Here is a 17577-nt window from a genome sequence, read left to right on the forward strand (position 1 = left end):
AGGCAGAGCCCCGTCTGACCGCAGAGACAGGACGAATACAACGACGCCACCTGCGGCGAGTATCAGCGAGATTACTAAACCCCACACATTCCTTGTACGCACACGGACCCCTAACAGCTTTGAACTGCCGAAGTTATGCCTCGGGTTGTCTCGTAGGCGCCGCCGATTATCTCGACGGCGGCTATGCCGCCGGCAACCAACGAGAGGCCCCCTGTGGGCGAGGCGGTCCCCAAAGTGACGACTCCGCTGACCAGGCTAGTCACTCCGAGTGCGGCGTCGAGGACCGCTGCCCCGCATGCTTCAGTTACGGCCCCCGTCGGATCAACGTTGTTCACCGGGTCTGCGCCCGCATACGCATATCGGAACAACCCCTACGCTCCTTCTTGGCCCAGGGGCCCATCGAGTCTGCGAAGACGAGGTTGGGCAGAGGACATGCCGCTCCACAAGACGCCCACGCCGGCGAATATGAGAAGGACGCCGAGCCCGCCGATCCAGACATCCATCAACAACCCATTCCTTCCAACGCCCAGGACGCAGTGTCGAATTAACTTATCGCGGCGGGCTCTTGCTAATCAGTGAAATCAAACTCCATACGAACATGACGCAAGCCACAACGAGTCCAGCAATAGGGATCCAGACTGGCGCAAAACCGGCGATGAGCATGGCGACGCATAAGCCCGCTGTTAGTAGGGCAGCCCCAAGGATCGTGCCCCAATAGCGCGTGGAACCTGCCATCAGAACGACCCCTCGGTGAGCCCGTTAATCACGAACTGGGCGACCGCGAGAGCCCCGAGCACAGGAGCTGTAACCACACCAAAAACGATGGCCCACATTGCTAACGACCGTCGCGGCGTGACATCACGCTACCGACTACCACGGCCGTAATTCCTCCCACCATGATCACCGCACCCGCGATCCCACCCCATGTATTCTCGAATCCCTCAGCGGCGAAGAGCCCGCAAATTAGGATCCCGATGGCTACGACTACTGACCCGCCGATAATCAGATACCACCGGAGCATCTTCCTGAGTTTTTCTGCGTTCATCATGTCGTCCCCTGTCCAGAATGCCTGACCAACTGCATCGTCCACGAAGCCGGTGACGACACCCGTGATGAAGCCTGTCAAGCCCCCGATGACACATCCAGGGCCGCTAAACGCACCCGCCCCAACCACCCCTCCGATGCCGCATTCGACGAGCCCCTCGGCGATTCCCGTCGCGCCCGCTACAACCGCGCTCTGACCCCAATTCCAGCTGTCATCATAGAGCCGTCCCGTTGGATCGACGTTGTTGACCGGGTCAGCTCCCGCGTAGGCGTAGCGGTTGGCGTTGACCGGGTCGAGGGGGACATCGAGGGTGTCTTGTTGGGTCCAGCGTCCGAGGGTGGTGTTGTACCAACGGTTGCCGTAGTGAACCCAACCGGTGGCTCGGTCTTGGATGCCGCCCTTGAACAGGAACGGGCTCTCCTTCACGCCGTTCCCGCCAGTGCCGCCGGGGTTGAGCACCGCGGTGCCGAATGGGTCGAAGGTGTAGGCGTAGGCGACGGCGGAGTAGTCGGTGAGCATCGCCACCGGTGTTCCGAGCCCGTCGTAGACGTAGAGTGTTTCGACGCCGGCGGAGCTGCGGAGCATAAGCGGCTCACCGGTGACGGGATCGTTTCCGATGTAAGCGACGCTGTTGCCCGCGCCGACCTGTTCGACGACGGGAAGCCCGACCTGGTTGGCACGGCCGTGAACGACCGACATCAACGCTCTCGTCCCTCCACATGAACCAGCCGAGGACGCCCTCGCCTTCGCGGGCAAGGCTGCGATCTCGATGGTGCCGCTCATCGGGTCCGTTGCTGCCGAAGCAATCGCGCACGCGATGGACGCACGGCAGATGCAACGCCAGCATGACTTCAATGTTGCAGTCGCTCAGGCCCTCGCAAGGGTTGACGACGGCACACTGAAACTCGACGACATCGTCAGGTCAGACGACTTCATCGCCGGAGTCACTCGTGCCCAAAGGATCGCAGCAGAGACGGCAAGCGAGCGGAAGAGAGTTCGCCTCGCCAACGCCGTTGCGAACGAGGGCAGTTGGGCACCCTTCTCCCGGTCAGAGAGAGAACAGTTCTCACGACTTGTGGGCGAGTTCGGTGAGCTTCACATTTGGCTGCTCCACTACTTCGAGACTACGACAATGAGCCCGGACGGCATCTTCTCGCCGAGGACAAGCACCAAAGGCACGAGGTTCCTCGCGTTCTTGAACGAGCCAAACCACATCAGCGTCGACCCACTGGTGCTGTAGACCGAGGGCTCGGGATGAGCCGCAGTCGTGGAGAAAACGGAAGAGCCGGTCAGAAACATTGTCTGACCGGGTCTTTCAATTTACGAACAGATTGCCCTAAATAAACGAACAGGGCCCACTGTGCGCGAGGGGGGACTTGAACCCCCACGTCCATACGGACACTGGCACCTGAAGCCAGCGCGTCTACCATTCCGCCACTCGCGCGAGTCGTCTCGTTCCGAAGAACTCAACTTCGCAAGGCTATCACGCGCTCCACCCCCTCACGAAACCGGCCGCGGCACGGTTCACCCCGCCGCTCGCAGCCCGCCGTCCTCCGAGAAATCGGGTGCCGAAGACCCGCGGAACGGCGTACATCCAGGTCACCTGGCTACGATGTCCCTACCGGTCGGCATGCCAGAGGAGCCCAGTGGGACTACTTGACAGCTTTGAGAAGGGTCTCGAGCGCGCTGTGAACAGCGCCTTCGCGAAGACCTTCCGCAGCGGCATCCAGCCCGTGGAGATCGCTTCGGCGCTTCGGCGCGAGGCGGATACCAAGGCGGCTGTGGTCAGTCGTGACCGCATCCTCACGCCCAACAGCTACGTGGTGCGGCTGAGCGCCGACGACGCCGAGCGGATGCAGGGACTCGGCGGTGCGCTCACCGACGAGCTGCACGCGCTTCTGACGAAGCACGCGAAGTCGCAGGGCTACAGCTTCGCCGGCCCTCTCTCGATCACGCTCGAATCCGACGACATCCCCACCGGAACCGTGCGCGTCAGCTCGGGCACCGTCGAGGGCCGCGTGAACTGGCAGGCAGTGATCGATGTCGACGGGCGTCGCCACTCGCTCACCCGCGCCCGAACGGTGATCGGCCGGGGCTCTGACGCCGACATCACGATCGCGGATGCCGGATCGAGCCGCAAGCACGTCGAGGTGCTGTGGGACGGCGAGCGCGCCATGATGCGCGACCTGGGATCCACGAACGGCACGAAGGTCAACGGCACGAAGGTCCGGGAGGCAGCTCTGCCCACCGACACGACCCTGACGATCGGCCGCACCGACCTCGTCTTCCGCATCGTGCCGGTCGCGGCACCGTCGCGTCCTGCCCGCCCGCGCGACGACGACGCGACCCGCGCGTTCGGAGCGATCTGATGACCACCCCCAGCGAGCTCGTCCTCCTTCTCATGCGCATCGGCTTCCTGGTGCTGCTGTGGTTCTTCGTGTTCGGAGTGGTCTATTCGCTGCGCGCCGACCTGTTCGGCATGAAGGTGCGCAAGCTCCCCGCAGACGGCGATGCCGCCGCGGCATCCCCGTCCACTCCCCCGGCACCGGCCAAGCGCCCCTCGTCGGCGAAGGCGAACACCGGACCGGCGACCGTCGCGACGGCCAAGCGCCTCGTGATCACATCCGGTCCGAAGGCGGGCCTCGAACTGGCGCTGGGCACCGACACTCTCACGATCGGCCGCTCCAGCGAGTGCGCGCTCGTGATCCGCGACGACTACACGTCCAGCCACCACGCACGACTGCTGCTGCGCGGCGACGCCTGGGCCATCCAGGACCTCGAATCCACGAACGGCACGTTCGTCGCCGGCAACCGTGTGACGGGCGGCCCCGTCGCCCTCGGCCTCGGCGTTCCCATCAAGGTGGGCGCCACGACCTTCGAGCTGCGAGCCTGACCCCGGCATGGTCTTCGAAGGCTCGAGCGCCGCGATCTCCCATACGGGCAAGGTCCGCTCCAACAACCAGGACTCCGGGTATTCCGGGGCGAACCTGTTCGTCGTCGCCGACGGCATGGGCGGTCACGCGGGCGGCGACGTCGCGTCGAGCATCGCCATCCAGCGGATGCAGCCGCTCGACCAGCCGTACTCCTCGACCGAAGACGCCCAGGCGTCGCTGCAGGCGGCCGCGACGACCGCTGCCGGAGATCTGATCCGCGCCGCCAAGGATCGCCCGGAGCTCGCAGGACTCGGCACGACCCTCAGCGCGATCATCATGGTCGACGACTACGCGGTCATCGGCCACATCGGCGACTCGCGCATCTACCTCTACCGCGACGACGCTCTGACGCAGATCACGGCCGACCACACCTTCGTACAGCGGCTCGTCGACTCGGGGCGCATCACACCGGAGGAGGCCCGCTACCACCCGCGGCGTTCGGTGCTGATGCGGGTGCTCAGCGACATGGACTCCGATCCCGAGCTCGACATGTTCGTGATGCACACGCAGCCGGGTGATCGCTGGCTGCTGTGCTCCGACGGGCTCTCGGGCGTCGTCGACGAGGCCCACATCCTCAAGGCGATGCGCCTCGGTCTCCCTTCCGGCCGCACCGCCGACAACCTGCTCAAGCAGGCTCTCGACGGCGGCGCGCCCGACAACGTCACGATCGTGCTGGTCGAGGTCGGCGGTGCGCACGCGATGCACTCGGGCACGGCGACGATCGTCGGCTCGGCCTCGAACCCCGCGAACATCACCGTGCCGCCGGTGCGCGCGCCGCGCAGCAGCTGGCTGCACCCGGTGCGCCAGGCCGCGAACGATCCCAGCCACTTCGAGCCTTCGTCGGAGTACCTCGAGGAGCTCATCGAAGAGGACCGCCGCCGCGCCAAGCGCCGCCGACTCGGCTGGATCGCCGGGATGCTGGTGGTCCTCGGCATGCTCGCATTCGCCGCCTTCGCGGCCTACAGCTGGACGCAGACGCGCTACTTCGTCGGCGCCGACGAGGACAGCGTCGTGATCTACCAGGGCGTGCAGCAGAACATCGGGCCGATCACGCTGTCGACCCCGCTGCAGGACACCGACATCCTCCTCGCCGATCTGCCGCCGTACCAGCGCGATTCCGTCGAGCGCACGATCACAGCGCGGTCGCTGTCGGATGCCGAGGCCATCGTCGCCCGGCTGCAGGCAGGCGCCGACCGCGTGACCGGCGAGACGCCGCTGCCGACCCCGGTGCCCACGCCGACCACGACGGAGGGCGAGGGATGAGCACCGACGTCCAGGCCGACACCACCGTCATCAAGGCGCTCCGCCGACTGCGGATGCCGCAGACGCAGCGCAACCGCGAGTTCTGGCTGCTGCTCTTCGCGGTCGTCATCAGCGGCGCGTCGCTCACCCTCGTGCAGCTGGGCGCACTCGGACTGATCGACCCCATGATCCTGGCCATCGGCGGCGGCCTCGCCGTGCTGGCCTTCGCCGTGCACTTCGTGCTGCGCGCCGTGGCGTCAGACGCCGATCCGTTCGTGCTGCCGATCGCGACGCTGCTCACGGGTCTGGGCATCGCGATGATCTACCGCATCGATATCGCGAAGGCCCTCACCGGGTGGAACGCCTACTCCACCAAGCAGCTCGCGTGGACGGCGATCTCGCTCGCCGGAGCGATCACGGTCGTGATCATGCTGCGCAACTACCGGGTGCTGTTCCGGTACACGTACATCTTCGGCCTCACCGGCATCCTGCTGCTCCTGCTGCCGTTCGTGCCCGGCCTGCGCATCCCCGACGCGAACGCCCAGGTGTGGGTGTCGCTCGGCGGCATGTTCGCGTTCCAGCCGGGCGAGCTCGCCAAGATCAGCCTCGCGATCTTCTTCGCCGGCTACCTGGTGCGCACGCGTGAGAGTCTCACCTCGGTCGGCACCAAGGTGCTCGGCATCACATGGCCGCGCATGCGCGAGCTCGGCCCCGTGCTGGTGGTGTGGGCGATCTCGCTCGGCATCATCGTGATCCAGCGCGACCTCGGCACCGGAACCCTGATCTTCGGCATGTTCGTCGCGATGCTGTACGTGGCGACGGGCAAGACGAGCTGGGTCCTGATCGGCCTCGCCCTCGTCGCGGCGGGCGTCGCCGTGGCGACGCAGATCCTCAGCTACGTGCAGGGGCGTTTCACGAACTGGCTGTTCCTGTTCGACCCCGACAAGGTCGACCCTGACGGTGCGGGATTCCAGCCGATGCAGGGCCTCTTCGGGCTCGCGCACGGCGGCCTCCTCGGCACCGGCTGGGGTCAGGGCCGCCCCGAGGTCACTCCCCTCGCCCACAGCGACTACATCATCACGAGCCTCGGCGAGGAGATCGGGCTGATCGGCCTCTTCGCGATCCTGTGCCTCTACATGGTGTTCATCAGCCGCGGCATCCGCATCGGCCTCGCCGGACAGGACGACTTCGGCAAGCTGCTCGCCACCGGCCTCGCGTTCACGATCGCGCTGCAGGTGTTCATCATGGTCGGCGGCGTGACCCGCGTCATCCCTCTGACCGGTCTGACGACGCCGTTCCTCGCGGCCGGTGGATCGTCGCTCGTCGCGAACTGGCTCATCGTCGCGATCCTGCTGCGCATCTCCGACGGCGTGCGCAGCCAACCGAGGACGGTGATCGGCTGACATGACCAAGGAGCTCCGTCGCCTCAGCATCGTGATGCTGTTCATGTTCCTGTCGCTCTTCGCCGCCACCAGCTGGATCCAGGTCGTCGAGGCCGACGCCCTGGGGCAGAACAGCAACAACCGCCGCACCCTGCTCGACAGCTACGAGATCCAGCGCGGGTCGATCATCGTCGACGGCGTCGCGATCGCGACCTCCGTGCCGTCCGACGACAAGTACCAGTTCCAGCGGGTCTACACCGACGGCGCGATGTGGGAGCCGGTGACCGGCTACTTCAACCCGGCGCTGCAGTCGGCGACCGGCATCGAGCGCGCGCTGAACGCCGACCTCTCCGGCACCGGATCGAGCGCGTTCTTCTCCGAGATCGAGCGCATCCTCTCCGGACAGCCGCAGGCCGGCTTCAGCGCCCAGCTCACGCTCGACGCGGCCGCGCAGCAGGCCGCCTACGATGCACTGCAGGGGCTCGAGGGCGCCGTGATCGCGATCGAGCCGAGCACCGGTCGCATCCTTGCCATGGTCTCGACGCCGGGCTTCGACACGAACGCCCTCGCGACGCACGACGCGGATGCCGCCAACGCGACGTACGACCAGCTCGACGCCGACCCGACGAAGCCGCTCTCGAACCGCGCGATCGCCGGCGACCTGAACCCGCCAGGGTCGACGTTCAAGCTCGTCGTCGCAGCCGCCGCCTACGCCTCCGGCGAGTACACGCCGGACTCCGCACTGCCGAACCCCGCCCGCTATCAGCTCCCCGGCTCGACGAACACCGTCGCGAACGCCTGGGGCGGCACCTGCGGCGACGGCGAGACCGTCACGATCTCCGAGGCCATCCGTCTCAGCTGCAACATCCCGATGGCGGAGCTCGCCGTGCAGCTCGGCGACGACCGGATCCGCGAGATGGCGGAGAAGTTCGGCTTCAACCAGAGCTTCTCGACCCCGCTCGAGTCGACGGCGTCCAGCTATCCGCGGGCCCTCGACGACGCGCAGACCGCGCTCACCGGGTTCGGGCAGGGCAAGGTCATCGCGACCCCCCTGCAGATGGCCATGGTCGCCGCCGGGATCGCGAACGACGGCGTCGTCATGAACCCGCGCCTGATCGACTCGGTGATCGGCAACGACCTCTCGGTCGTGCGGTCCTACGACGACACCGAGTTCGGCCGTGCGCTGGAGGCGGACGTGGCCGATCAGGTGACGGCATCCATGGTCGCCAGCGTCTCAAACGGCGCAGCGCAGGGTGCAAGAATAGACGGGGTCGACGTGGCCGGTAAGACCGGCACGACCGAGAACGGGAACGACAGGCCGTACACGCTGTGGTTCACCGGTTTCGCGCCGGCGGACGACCCGACGGTCGCAGTAACGGTCCTCGTCGAAGACGGCGGCGGACAGGGGCAGTCAGGATCCGGCGACACCATCGCCGCCCCGATTGCAAAGAAGGTCATAGAGGCGGTGCTGGGCAGATGAGACCGACGCAGGGTGTGTCGTTCGGTGGTCGCTACGAGCTGCAGTCGCGAATCGCGATCGGCGGCATGGGCGAGGTGTGGGAGGCGACGGATCACGTCATCGGACGCACTGTCGCGATCAAGATCCTCAAGGACGAGTACATGGGGGACCCCGGGTTCCTCGAGCGGTTCCGCGCCGAGGCGCGCCACGCCGCGCTCGTCAACCACGAGGGCATCGCCAGCGTGTTCGACTACGGCGAGGAGAACGGCAGCGCCTACCTCGTCATGGAGCTCGTGCCCGGCGAGGCCCTGTCGACGATCCTCGAGCGCGACGGCTCGCTGAGCGCCGACAAGACGCTCGACATCGTCGCGCAGACGGCATCCGCTCTCCAGGCCGCACACGCGGCCGGTCTCGTGCACCGCGACATCAAGCCGGGCAACCTGCTGATCACGCCCGACGGACGCGTCAAGATCACCGACTTCGGCATCGCGCGCATCGCCGACCAGGTGCCGCTCACCGCGACCGGCCAGGTCATGGGCACCGTGCAGTACCTGTCGCCGGAGCAGGCGTCGGGTCACCCGGCCTCCCCCGCGACCGACATCTACTCGCTCGGCATCGTCGCCTACGAGTCCCTCGCGGGCAAGCGTCCGTTCACGGGCGAATCGCAGGTCGCGATCGCGATGGCGCAGATCAACGAGCAGCCCCCGCCGCTGCCGCCCACCGTGCCGATCCCGGTGCAGAACCTCGTCATGGCGATGATCGCGAAGAAGCCGGCCGACCGTCCGTCGTCCGCCGCGACCGTCGCCCGCGCCGCCCAGGCCCTGCGCCGCGGCGACCTGAACTCCGCGGCGATCGCCGTGCCCGCGATCGCCACCGGCGGAGTCGCGGGAGACGACGCGACCCGGCTGCTCACGGCATCCGGCGACGACGGCGCCACGCGCGTCCTCCCCACCACCGCTCAGGTCCCGACCGAGGCAGCGGCCGAGGAGGAGGCGGAGAAGAAGAAGCGCAGCCGGTGGACGTGGCCCCTGGTCGCGCTCATCGCGCTGCTCGTCATCGTTCTCGGCGGCACCATCTTGGCGCTCATGAACCAGGGCGACGGGGATGCCGATCCCACGCCGTCCCCGTCGATCTCGTCCGCACCTCCGGAGACGCCGACGCCCACGCCGACGCCCACCGAGACGCCGATCAACGTCGACTCCCTCGGGCTCGTCGGCCTGTCGTGCCAGGACGCGCTGAACAGGGCCACGGAGGCGGGACTCCTCCCCCAGTGCCGCGTCGGCAACACCCCGGCCCCGTCCGACGACCTGGTCGACGTCGTCGAGACCGTCGACCCGCGCGGAACCCTCGAGAAGGGCGACGCGATCACCCTCGTCACCTACGCCCCGCGCGTGGAGATCGGCGCACCGGGTTCGGCACCCAGCCTCTCGGGCACCCCGCAGGCGGGCAAGCAGATCGCCCTCAACTGGACCGCGTTCTCGTGCCCCTCGGGCGCCGGCACGGTCAGCTCGTACGAGGTCACGATCACGAACGCCACGTTCAGCGACGGCAAGACCACCCGCGCCTTCGGCCCGGGCGAGCTGAGCACCCAGATCACTCCGGCCAACGACCCCGCTCTGCAGGTCACAGCCACGTACCGCGCGTTCTGCGGCGACCGTCCCTCGGGCAACTCGCCGCAGCTCACCGCTCAGATCACTCCGGCCGACGGCGCCGGCGGCGAGGACACAGGGGATTAGGGGTTTCCACGCCGTAGGCTGAGCACTTCATCAGGTCGTATCAGGGGGTCAGTACGTGTCGACAGAGCCACGCGTTCTCGCGGGTCGCTACCGCGTCGACGAGCTCATCGGGCATGGCGGAATGGCCAAGGTCTACCGCGGGTACGATCTGACGCTCGGTCGCGCGATCGCTATCAAGATCCTCGACCCCGATCTGGCTCGCGACACCGCGTTCCGCACGCGCTTCCGCCTGGAGGCGCAGTCCGCGTCGCGCATGTCGCACCCGTCGATCGTGCGGGTGTACGACGCCGGCGACCCGTCCAGCAGCACCGGCGACGGATCCGGTGAGCCGCCGTACATCATCATGGAGCTCATCAGCGGCACGCTGCTGAAGGACATCATCGCCCGCGGGCCCGTACCCGTGGAAGACGCGGTGCGGTACGTCGACGGCATCCTCGAAGCTCTCGACTACTCGCACCGGGCCGGTGTCGTGCACCGCGACATCAAGCCGGGCAACGTCATGGTCACCGACAAGGGCCAGGTCAAGGTGATGGACTTCGGCATCGCCCGCGCGGTGTCCGACTCCTCGTCCACGGTCGCCGAGACGACGCAGATCATCGGAACGGCCGCGTACTTCTCCCCCGAGCAGGCGAAGGGCGAGCCGGTCGACGCGCGCGCCGACCTCTACTCGACCGGTGTGGTCCTGTACGAGCTGCTCACCGGGCGTCAGCCTTTCCGCGGCGAGTCCCCGGTCGCTGTCGCCTATCAGCACGTCAGCGAGACTCCGGTGCCGCCGACCGAGGTCAACGAAGACGCTCCGGCCTCGCTCGACCCCATCGTGCTCCGCGCGCTCGCCAAGGATCCGTACCAGCGCTACCCGGATGCCGCGCACTTCCGCGCCGCACTCGACGCGGCCGTCTCGGGTCAGGCGCCCAGCCGCAAGGAGATCGGCGCGCTCACCAGCGAACTGTACGGACCGAGTCCGCGCCAGGCGCAGGAGACGGCCCGGTCGCTGCGGCAGCTGAGCACCGACACCACCATGGCCCGCACGCAGTCCGGTCCCCCGGTCGCGTGGATCTGGGCGGGTGTCGCTCTCCTCGCCGTGCTGCTGGCATCGGTGCTGTTCTGGGTGTGGACCATCAGTATGCGCCCCGACGACATCCCGTCGAGCTCCCGCACGGTGCCCGACCTCGTGAACGTGTCGTCGGAGCGCGCGCAGGAGGATCTGAACGAACTCGACCTCACCGCGAAGCTCGTGCTCGAACCGAGCAACGACATCGCCGAGGGCAACGTCACCCGCACGGATCCCGAGGGCGGGACGACGGTGAGCGAGGGCGACTCGATCACCGTGTACGTCTCATCCGGCAAGGAGACGGTCGTCGTGCCGACGCTCGAGGGCCTGTCTCTCGCCGCGGCGAGGGACGCACTGGCTCAGGCCGGGCTGGAGCTCGGCACCGTGATCCAGCGGAACGACAAGGGCCTCGCGGCAGACACCGTCATGGAGGCGAGCGAGGCTGCCGACACCGAGGTCGCCCCGAAGACCGTCGTCAACCTCGTGGTCGCCAGCGGACGCGTGACACTGACCGACGTCTCGGGATGGACGATGGATGCCGCGACCGCCGAGCTCGAACGGATCGGCCTCACCGCCAGCCCCGTCGAGCTCACGGACTGCCCGCCGACGAACCCGCCCACGGTCGCCTCGATGTCGGTCGCACCGGGCGACGTGCCCGTCGGGTCCACCGTCGAGCTCCGCTACTGCGCCGCCGCCGCGGACGGCTGACCGCCACCCGCCTCCCCCGGGTCGTCGACTCAGGGGCTCAGCGACCCTCCCCCGGGTCGTCGACCTTGAGGCGCAGCGACCCTCCCCCGGGTCGTCGACCTTGAGGCGCAGCGACCCTCCCCCGGGTCGTTGAGCGAGGGAGCGAAGCGACCGAGACGAAACGCGCTACGCCCGCACGAGCGGATGCAGTCGTTCGGCGCGGGCCACGGCATCCGCATCGCCGCACTGTGCGAGCCAGTTCGCGAGCAGGCGATAGCCGCCCTCGGTGAGCACGCTCTCGGGGTGGAACTGCACTCCCACCACGGGCAGGGTCTTGTGGGCGACGGCCATGACGGTGCCGGTGTCGGTGCGCGCGGTGACGACGAGCGACTCCGGCAGCGATGCCTCGTCGAGCGCGAGCGAGTGATAGCGCCCGACGGCGAACGGGGAGGGGATGCCGTCGAACAGCGCCGACCCGTCGTGCCCGACCTGCGAGACCATGCCGTGCATGAGCTCGGGCGCTTCGGTCACCGGGGCGCCGAGGGCCTCCCCGATCGCCTGATGGCCGAGGCAGACGCCGAGCAGCGGCAGACGGATGGCCATGGCGATCCGAGCGGCGTCGAGGCTGGCCCCGGCATCCGCGGGCGTCCCCGGTCCGGGTGACAGCATGAGGCCATCGAAGCGGGGCAGCAACTGTTCGAGGTCGGCGGCGTCGACGGCATCCGCCTCGACCATCTCGACCTCGGCGCCGAGCTCGCGCAGGTATCCGACGAGGGTGTGCACGAAGCTGTCGTGATTGTCCACGACCAGCACCCGGGTCATTCGAGGTCGACCTCGCCGGGCGCGATGATGGGGCTGATCCAGGGGAACACGAACCAGAACAGGGCGTAGAGCACGGCCGTGATGAGCACGAGCAGGATGAACAGCTTGACCCACCACGGGCCGGGCAGCAGGCGCCAGAGTGCGGCGTACATGATTCCTCTCGGTCCCTTCGGTCAGATCGACGGCGCGGCCGGAGGCGGGGGCGGGTCGGTCAGCGCCTTCGGGGGTCCTTCGGCGCGGGGCTGGAAGCTCTCGAAGACGCCGTAGGCGACGATGCGCTCGGCGAGCGAGTAGAGCGGCGAGCAGGCGGTGAGCGTGATGTACTGCTCGCCGGTCTGGGCACCGGGGATCTGCGGGACGTCGAGCAGCACGTCGGTCTGCGTCGGCTTCACGTACTCGAGCGTGCGGAAGCGATAGGTGAACCAGCCGTCGATCGTCTCGACGACGATCGCGTCGCCGATCTGCAGCTTGTCGAGCTGGTTGAACGGCTTGCCCCAGGTCGTGCGGTGCCCGGCCATCGCGAAGTTGCCGACCTCGCCGGGCATCTTCGAGTTCGTGTAGACGCCGATCCCGAGCTTGTCGAGCGTGCGGGCGCGGCTGGTGCCCCCGAAGATGCCCACGTTGTACTCGGATCCGAAGCGCGGGATGTGCATCTGGCCCAGCTGCTCGGTGTCGGCGGGACGCGCGGGGATCACGGGCTGGTACGCCGTGGTGCCGTCCGGCCGCTCGAACGTCTCGGGCAGTGCGGGGGGCGGGGCCTCAGCCCACTCGCGCGACACCGCCGCGCCCTCGTCGTTCTTCTGCGCGCTGATGATGATGTCGCCGATCCACATCTGCCACGCGACGAACAGCAGCACGAGCACGCCGGCGGTGAGCAGCAGCTCCCCCAGCACGCTCGTGAAGGTGGCGCGCGATCGAGGGCGACGGCTACGGCCACGTCGCTCCCCCGAGACGACGGATGCGGTCATGGCGAGATCCTATCCTTCCGGCCTGTGCACGGGGCCGGAAGCCTGCTTTCTCGCGGGAACAAAGGCGACCTGGGTACAATGTCGGCATGGCCCGAGACCCGAAGACCGAAGAGCCCGACGCACCCCGCGCCGAGGGCGAGTCCGCCCCCAACGCCGTGTGGTTCAAGCCGGTGATGATCGGCTTCATGCTGCTCGGTCTCGCCTGGATCCTCGTGTTCTACATCTCCGGGATGCAGTTCCCGATCCCCGGCCTCGACAACTGGAACCTCGCGATCGGTCTCGGCATCGCTCTGATCGGCTTCCTGATGACCACCCGCTGGCGCTAGATCGCCCCGCTCACGCACGAAGGCCCCTCGCATCGCGAGGGGCCTTCGTCGTCCTCCGGACTCGCGCGGACCGGCCGTGGACGTTCCTCTCCACACGTCTCCACAGTGTCTCCACAAGGTCACCACAGAGTTATCCACAGGGTTGTTCACACCTGGGGATGAATTACACCCGTGTTATTCACACCTGTTAACGAACCTGTAAACAACCGCTGATCAGGAGTAGATCGACGTGATGAGCAGGGGAGGGATGAACGCGACGATCACGAGGAGGGCGACCGCCACGGCCGCGATGAGCACGATCTGCCACACCCGCTGATCGCGGCGGCGCGTACGGGTGAGGATGAACGCGACCAGCGCGCCGACGAGCGCCCCGCCGAGGTGCGCCTGCCAGGCGATGCCGCCGATGAAGAACCCGACGACGAAGTTGATGCCGAGGATCACGAGGATGCCGGTGACGTTGGCACCGATGTGACGGCCGACGATCAGCAGGGCGGCCATGAGGCCGAAGACCGCGCCGGAGGCGCCCACGGTGAACACTCCCGGGGCGAGCAGCGCGACGGCGACGGAGCCGCCGAGCCCGCTGATGAGGTACAGCGCGAGGAAGCGCACCCGGCCGAGCATCGGCTCGAGACTCTGACCGAGCATCCACAGCGCCAGCATGTTCAGAGCGAGGTGGATGAATCCGCCGTGGGCGAAGACTGCGGTGAGCAGACGCCACGGCTCGAACGGGAAGATGGAGAACTGCGGGTAGAGGAAGAAGGCGTTGAATCGCAGCGCGTCGGTCAGGACCTCGCCGATCCCCGGGGCCAGCTGCAAGAGGCCGATGATCGTCGTGATCAGCATCAGGGCGTAGGTCACGACGGGATTGCCGCTGCGCACGGCGGCCATGGTCGACGAGCGCCCGCCCCAGCGGCGTTCGGCCCGCTTCTGGGCGGGGGTGCGGTTCTTGCGCTCCTCCTTCATGCACTCCGGGCAGATGACGCCGACCGCGGCCGGGGTCTGGCATTCGCCGCAGATGGTGCGGAGGCACCGCTGGCAGAGCACGAAGCTCTGCCGATCCGGATGCCGGTAGCAGAAGTTGTCGCGGTTGTCCGCGAACTCAGGCGTGGTCATCCGGATCGGCCAGCCTCGGTGTCAGGCCGCGACGATGTCGATCGACTGCAGCACGACCGGCTCGATCGGACGGTCGCCCGCAGCGGTCGGCACGGCGCCGATCGCGGCGACGACGGCCTTCGAGGCGTCATCGGCGACCTCGCCGAAGATCGTGTGCTTGCCCTGGAGCCACGGGGTGGGGTCGGTGGTGATGAAGAACTGCGAGCCGTTGGTGCCCTCGACCTCGCCGGTGATGGCGTTGCGGCGCAGGCCGGCGTTGGCCATGGCGAGGATGTAGGGCTCGTTGAAGTTCAGGTCGCCGTGGATCTCGTCGTTGAAGGTGTATCCGGGGCCGCCGACGCCCTGACCGAGCGGGTCGCCGCCCTGGATCATGAAGTTCGGGATGATGCGGTGGAAGATGACGTCCTTGTAGAGAGGACCCTCGCCCGGTTTGCCGGTGGCGGGGTCGGTCCACGACTGGGTGCCGTCGGCGAGGCCGATGAAGTTCTTGACCGTCTTCGGGGCGTGGTCGCCGAAGAGGTTGATGACGATGTCACCGTGGTTGGTGTGCAGGGTTGCGACGTGAGAAGCGTGAGGCATGCTGTCATTCTCGCAGAGCTTCCCGTGTGCGAGCCTCGATCTAGCGCTGATCGTCGCTTGACGCAAGGCCTCGGTGATTCCCTCGCCCCTTCCAGGGTGGCGTGGCAAGATGGGGAACCCGTACTCCAAGCGACAGGAGAGCATCGTGAGCATCAGCCGCAAGCGGAAGAAGGAACTGCGCCGTCTCCAGAAGGAGGCCAACCAGCTCTGGGAGAACCAGCAGGTCCTCGTCGGCCACGCTGCCGATGTGGCGCGCGAGGCGGGGCGCCAGCTCGGCAACTTCGGGCGCGAGCAGGTCGGTCCGGCCGTGCAGCACACCTATGACCGCCGCGTGGCGCCGGTCGTCGACCAGGGCGTGCGCTTCGGCAAGCACGTCGTCGACGACAAGGTCGTTCCGATCGTCGGCGGTGTCGTCGGCAGTGCGCTGACCGCCTGGGATGTCGCGAACGCCAAGCGTCACGGCATCGAGAAGAAGATCGAGAAGAAGGTGCGCAAGGCCACCAAGCCGCAGAAGAAGGGCCCGGGTCTCGGCTCGGTCATCGCCCTGGTTCTCGGCGCGGCCGCTGCGGTCGGCGTCCTGTACGCCGCCTGGCAGGCCCTTCGCGCAGACGACGAGCTCTGGGTCGCCGACGACCCGCTGTCCGCCCCCGAGGCGTGACCGACTTCGAGTCCCCGGCCGCCGAGCCGGCGGACGTGCACGCCCGCGTGCGTGAGGCCGCCGCTGCTCGCGATCTCGACATCGAGATCCGCGAGCGGCCGGCGGCCCGCAGTCTCTTCGAGGCGGCCGAGCTCCTCGGCATCCCTCCGGAGGGCATCGTGAAGACCCTCGTGGTCAAGCGGTCCGACGACACGTACCTGTTCGCGCTGGTTCCGGGAGGGCGCTCCATCTCGTGGGCCAAGCTGCGCGCCGTCGTCGGGGTGAACAAGCTCCGACTCCCGGAGGCCGAGCTCGCTCTCGCCGCCACGGGCTACGAACGTGGAACGATCGTGCCGATCGGGAGCACCACAGACTGGCCCGTGTACGCCGACGAGACGATCGTCGGTCAGCGCATCGCGATGGGCGCGGGCACGCACGGCTACAGCCTCTTCGTCGACGCCGACGAGCTCATCTCCGCATACGGCGCGACGGTCGCCGACATCTCGGTCCCCGAGGAACCCCGCGGCTGAGAGCCCTCCGCGTCAGAGGAGACCGGCCATGCGCAGCGAGATGTCGACGAGCTTGACCCGCTGCAGCTCACTGATCGCCTTCACGGGGAACCACTCCGCCATGTCGGTCGAGCCGTCGGTCTCGTACTGGAGGCGCCCGCCCGACACCGTCGCACGGTACACGATGCGCAGGGTGTGCAGCGGCTGATCCGATTTCTGGACGCGCTGCGAGGCGGGGATGACGCGCGAGTGGATGCCGAGCAGCTCGCCCACCTTGACGGTGTAGCCGGTCTCCTCGCGCAGCTCGCGGCGCACGGCCGCCTCGGGAGCCTCGCCCGGCTCGAGACCGCCGCCGGGCATGGTCCACGCGACGCGGCGCCCTTCGATCCAGCGCGCCAGCAGCACCCGCCCGTCGTCATCGGTGACGACTGCGTATGCCGCGACACGCATGTCCATGCGTCCCACCCTAACCGCAGGGGAATGCGACACGGCGGGTTATGTCGACCCTGATCGATCACGAATCGAGAAGCGACGTCCATCGACCCCTCCGTAGGGTGAACTCATCACGACCGACCTGAGGAGAGGAGCCGACGATGGCGGAGAAGGACACGGGTTTCAGCGCGGAGGAGCGCGAGGCGATGAAGGCGGCTGCGTCCGACAAGCGCACGGCGCGATCGCGGGCGAAGAAGTCGCCGGAGGAGGTCAGGGCAGAGGGCGAGGCCGATCTCAAGGCGGCGATCGAGAAGCTCAGCGACGACGATCGGGGGATCGCCGAGGGACTGCACGCACTCGTGTCGGAGGCGGCACCGGAACTGGTCCCGCGCACGTACTACGGCATGCCGGCGTGGGCGAAGGACGGCAAGGTGCTGTGCTTCTTCCAGCCCGCGAGCAAGTTCAAGACGAGGTACGGCACGTTCGGCTTCGAGCACCCGGCCCACCTCGACGACGGCACGCTCTGGCCCACGGCCTACGCCGTGCTCGACCTCGACGCGGCCAATCGCGAGTTCCTCGCGGAGCGCGTGCGCACGGCGGTGAGCTGACGCGACGGCGCTGCTGCGGCGACACGGGATTGTATATTGCCAGATTCT

19 protein-coding genes and 1 tRNA gene are annotated in these 17577 nt (G+C 67.8%); 12 read left to right on the top strand and 8 right to left on the bottom strand.

Going from position 1 to position 17577, the window contains the following annotated elements:
• Nucleotides 1-835: 835 nt before the first annotated feature.
• A complete protein-coding gene (locus MRBLWO14_RS09025; protein ID WP_341936119.1) occupies nucleotides 836-1828 on the bottom strand; it encodes an RHS repeat-associated core domain-containing protein in 993 nt (330 codons plus the stop codon).
• On the opposite strand from MRBLWO14_RS09025, the gene MRBLWO14_RS09030 reads away from it, so the two are divergent.
• Nucleotides 1815-2285, top strand: a complete 471-nt coding sequence (locus MRBLWO14_RS09030) for a hypothetical protein (protein WP_341936120.1) — start codon at nucleotides 1815-1817, stop codon at nucleotides 2283-2285. The two genes, MRBLWO14_RS09025 and MRBLWO14_RS09030, sit on opposite strands and share 14 nt — an antisense overlap.
• Before the next feature lie 121 nt (nucleotides 2286-2406).
• On the opposite strand, the gene MRBLWO14_RS09035 is transcribed toward MRBLWO14_RS09030, so the two are convergent.
• Nucleotides 2407-2489 (bottom strand) — tRNA-Leu (locus tag MRBLWO14_RS09035).
• 202 nt (nucleotides 2490-2691) lie between these two features.
• On the opposite strand from MRBLWO14_RS09035, the gene MRBLWO14_RS09040 reads away from it, so the two are divergent.
• The 7 genes from MRBLWO14_RS09040 to pknB are packed head-to-tail and all read left to right on the top strand — an operon-like array spanning nucleotide 2692 to nucleotide 11556.
• The gene (locus tag MRBLWO14_RS09040) at nucleotides 2692-3414 is read left to right on the top strand and encodes a DUF3662 and FHA domain-containing protein (RefSeq protein ID WP_341936121.1); all 723 of its coding nucleotides are present in this window, start codon (nucleotides 2692-2694) and stop codon (nucleotides 3412-3414) included.
• A complete protein-coding gene (locus MRBLWO14_RS09045; protein WP_341936122.1) occupies nucleotides 3414-3938 on the top strand; it encodes an FHA domain-containing protein in 525 nt (174 codons plus the stop codon). The genes MRBLWO14_RS09040 and MRBLWO14_RS09045 overlap by 1 nt, the downstream gene beginning before the upstream one ends.
• Before the next feature lie 7 nt (nucleotides 3939-3945).
• A complete protein-coding gene (locus tag MRBLWO14_RS09050; RefSeq protein ID WP_341936123.1) occupies nucleotides 3946-5241 on the top strand; it encodes a PP2C family serine/threonine-protein phosphatase in 1296 nt (431 codons plus the stop codon).
• Nucleotides 5238-6623 (top strand): FtsW/RodA/SpoVE family cell cycle protein, encoded by a 1386-nt coding sequence (locus MRBLWO14_RS09055; protein ID WP_341936124.1) that lies wholly within the window; start codon nucleotides 5238-5240, stop codon nucleotides 6621-6623. Before MRBLWO14_RS09050 ends, MRBLWO14_RS09055 begins: the two co-directional genes overlap by 4 nt.
• Nucleotide 6624: 1 nt before the next feature.
• Entirely contained in the window at nucleotides 6625-8082 is a 1458-nt protein-coding gene (locus MRBLWO14_RS09060) for a penicillin-binding transpeptidase domain-containing protein (RefSeq protein WP_341936125.1), read from the top strand.
• The gene (locus tag MRBLWO14_RS09065; RefSeq protein WP_341936126.1) at nucleotides 8079-9797 is read left to right on the top strand and encodes a protein kinase; all 1719 of its coding nucleotides are present in this window, start codon (nucleotides 8079-8081) and stop codon (nucleotides 9795-9797) included. Before MRBLWO14_RS09060 ends, MRBLWO14_RS09065 begins: the two co-directional genes overlap by 4 nt.
• 55 nt (nucleotides 9798-9852) lie before the next feature.
• On the top strand, nucleotides 9853-11556 hold the full coding sequence (gene pknB, locus MRBLWO14_RS09070; protein ID WP_341936127.1) for a Stk1 family PASTA domain-containing Ser/Thr kinase: 1704 nt from the start codon (nucleotides 9853-9855) through the stop codon (nucleotides 11554-11556).
• A 165-nt stretch (nucleotides 11557-11721) separates the two neighbouring features.
• On the opposite strand, the gene MRBLWO14_RS09075 is transcribed toward pknB, so the two are convergent.
• The 3 genes from MRBLWO14_RS09075 to MRBLWO14_RS09085 are packed head-to-tail and all read right to left on the bottom strand — an operon-like array spanning nucleotide 11722 to nucleotide 13325.
• On the bottom strand, nucleotides 11722-12357 hold the full coding sequence (locus tag MRBLWO14_RS09075) for an aminodeoxychorismate/anthranilate synthase component II (protein ID WP_341936128.1): 636 nt from the start codon (nucleotides 12355-12357) through the stop codon (nucleotides 11722-11724).
• Nucleotides 12354-12509: a hypothetical protein gene (locus MRBLWO14_RS09080; RefSeq protein ID WP_341936129.1), complete on the bottom strand. Its 156-nt coding sequence runs from the start codon at nucleotides 12507-12509 to the stop codon at nucleotides 12354-12356. The genes MRBLWO14_RS09075 and MRBLWO14_RS09080 overlap by 4 nt, the downstream gene beginning before the upstream one ends.
• A 21-nt stretch (nucleotides 12510-12530) precedes the next feature.
• Nucleotides 12531-13325, bottom strand: coding sequence for a class E sortase (locus MRBLWO14_RS09085; protein ID WP_251585019.1), 795 nt, complete (start codon nucleotides 13323-13325; stop codon nucleotides 12531-12533).
• A gap of 86 nt (nucleotides 13326-13411) precedes the next feature.
• Between MRBLWO14_RS09085 and MRBLWO14_RS09090 the strand changes: the two genes are divergently transcribed.
• Nucleotides 13412-13651, top strand: a complete 240-nt coding sequence (locus tag MRBLWO14_RS09090) for a cell division protein CrgA (RefSeq protein ID WP_096714156.1) — start codon at nucleotides 13412-13414, stop codon at nucleotides 13649-13651.
• Between the two features lie 213 nt (nucleotides 13652-13864).
• On the opposite strand, the gene MRBLWO14_RS09095 is transcribed toward MRBLWO14_RS09090, so the two are convergent.
• The gene (locus MRBLWO14_RS09095) at nucleotides 13865-14764 is read right to left on the bottom strand and encodes a rhomboid family intramembrane serine protease (RefSeq protein ID WP_341936130.1); all 900 of its coding nucleotides are present in this window, start codon (nucleotides 14762-14764) and stop codon (nucleotides 13865-13867) included.
• 21 nt (nucleotides 14765-14785) lie between these two features.
• The gene (locus MRBLWO14_RS09100) at nucleotides 14786-15343 is read right to left on the bottom strand and encodes a peptidylprolyl isomerase (protein WP_341936131.1); all 558 of its coding nucleotides are present in this window, start codon (nucleotides 15341-15343) and stop codon (nucleotides 14786-14788) included.
• A gap of 145 nt (nucleotides 15344-15488) precedes the next feature.
• Between MRBLWO14_RS09100 and MRBLWO14_RS09105 the strand changes: the two genes are divergently transcribed.
• Complete coding sequence (locus tag MRBLWO14_RS09105) at nucleotides 15489-16001, top strand: DNA helicase (RefSeq protein WP_341936132.1); 513 nt, start codon at nucleotides 15489-15491, stop codon at nucleotides 15999-16001.
• Between the two features lie 47 nt (nucleotides 16002-16048).
• On the top strand, nucleotides 16049-16510 hold the full coding sequence (locus tag MRBLWO14_RS09110) for a YbaK/EbsC family protein (protein ID WP_341936185.1): 462 nt from the start codon (nucleotides 16049-16051) through the stop codon (nucleotides 16508-16510).
• Nucleotides 16511-16522: 12 nt separating this feature from the next.
• Here MRBLWO14_RS09110 and MRBLWO14_RS09115 read toward each other — a convergent pair whose 3' ends face one another.
• A complete protein-coding gene (locus MRBLWO14_RS09115; RefSeq protein ID WP_341936133.1) occupies nucleotides 16523-16945 on the bottom strand; it encodes an NUDIX hydrolase in 423 nt (140 codons plus the stop codon).
• A 137-nt stretch (nucleotides 16946-17082) separates the two neighbouring features.
• Between MRBLWO14_RS09115 and MRBLWO14_RS09120 the strand changes: the two genes are divergently transcribed.
• A complete protein-coding gene (locus MRBLWO14_RS09120; RefSeq protein ID WP_341936134.1) occupies nucleotides 17083-17529 on the top strand; it encodes a hypothetical protein in 447 nt (148 codons plus the stop codon).
• Nucleotides 17530-17577 lie beyond the last annotated feature (48 nt).

Origin of the sequence: Microbacterium sp. LWO14-1.2 (assembly GCF_038397715.1) — a bacterium.
Classification (GTDB): Bacteria; Actinomycetota; Actinomycetes; order Actinomycetales; family Microbacteriaceae; genus Microbacterium.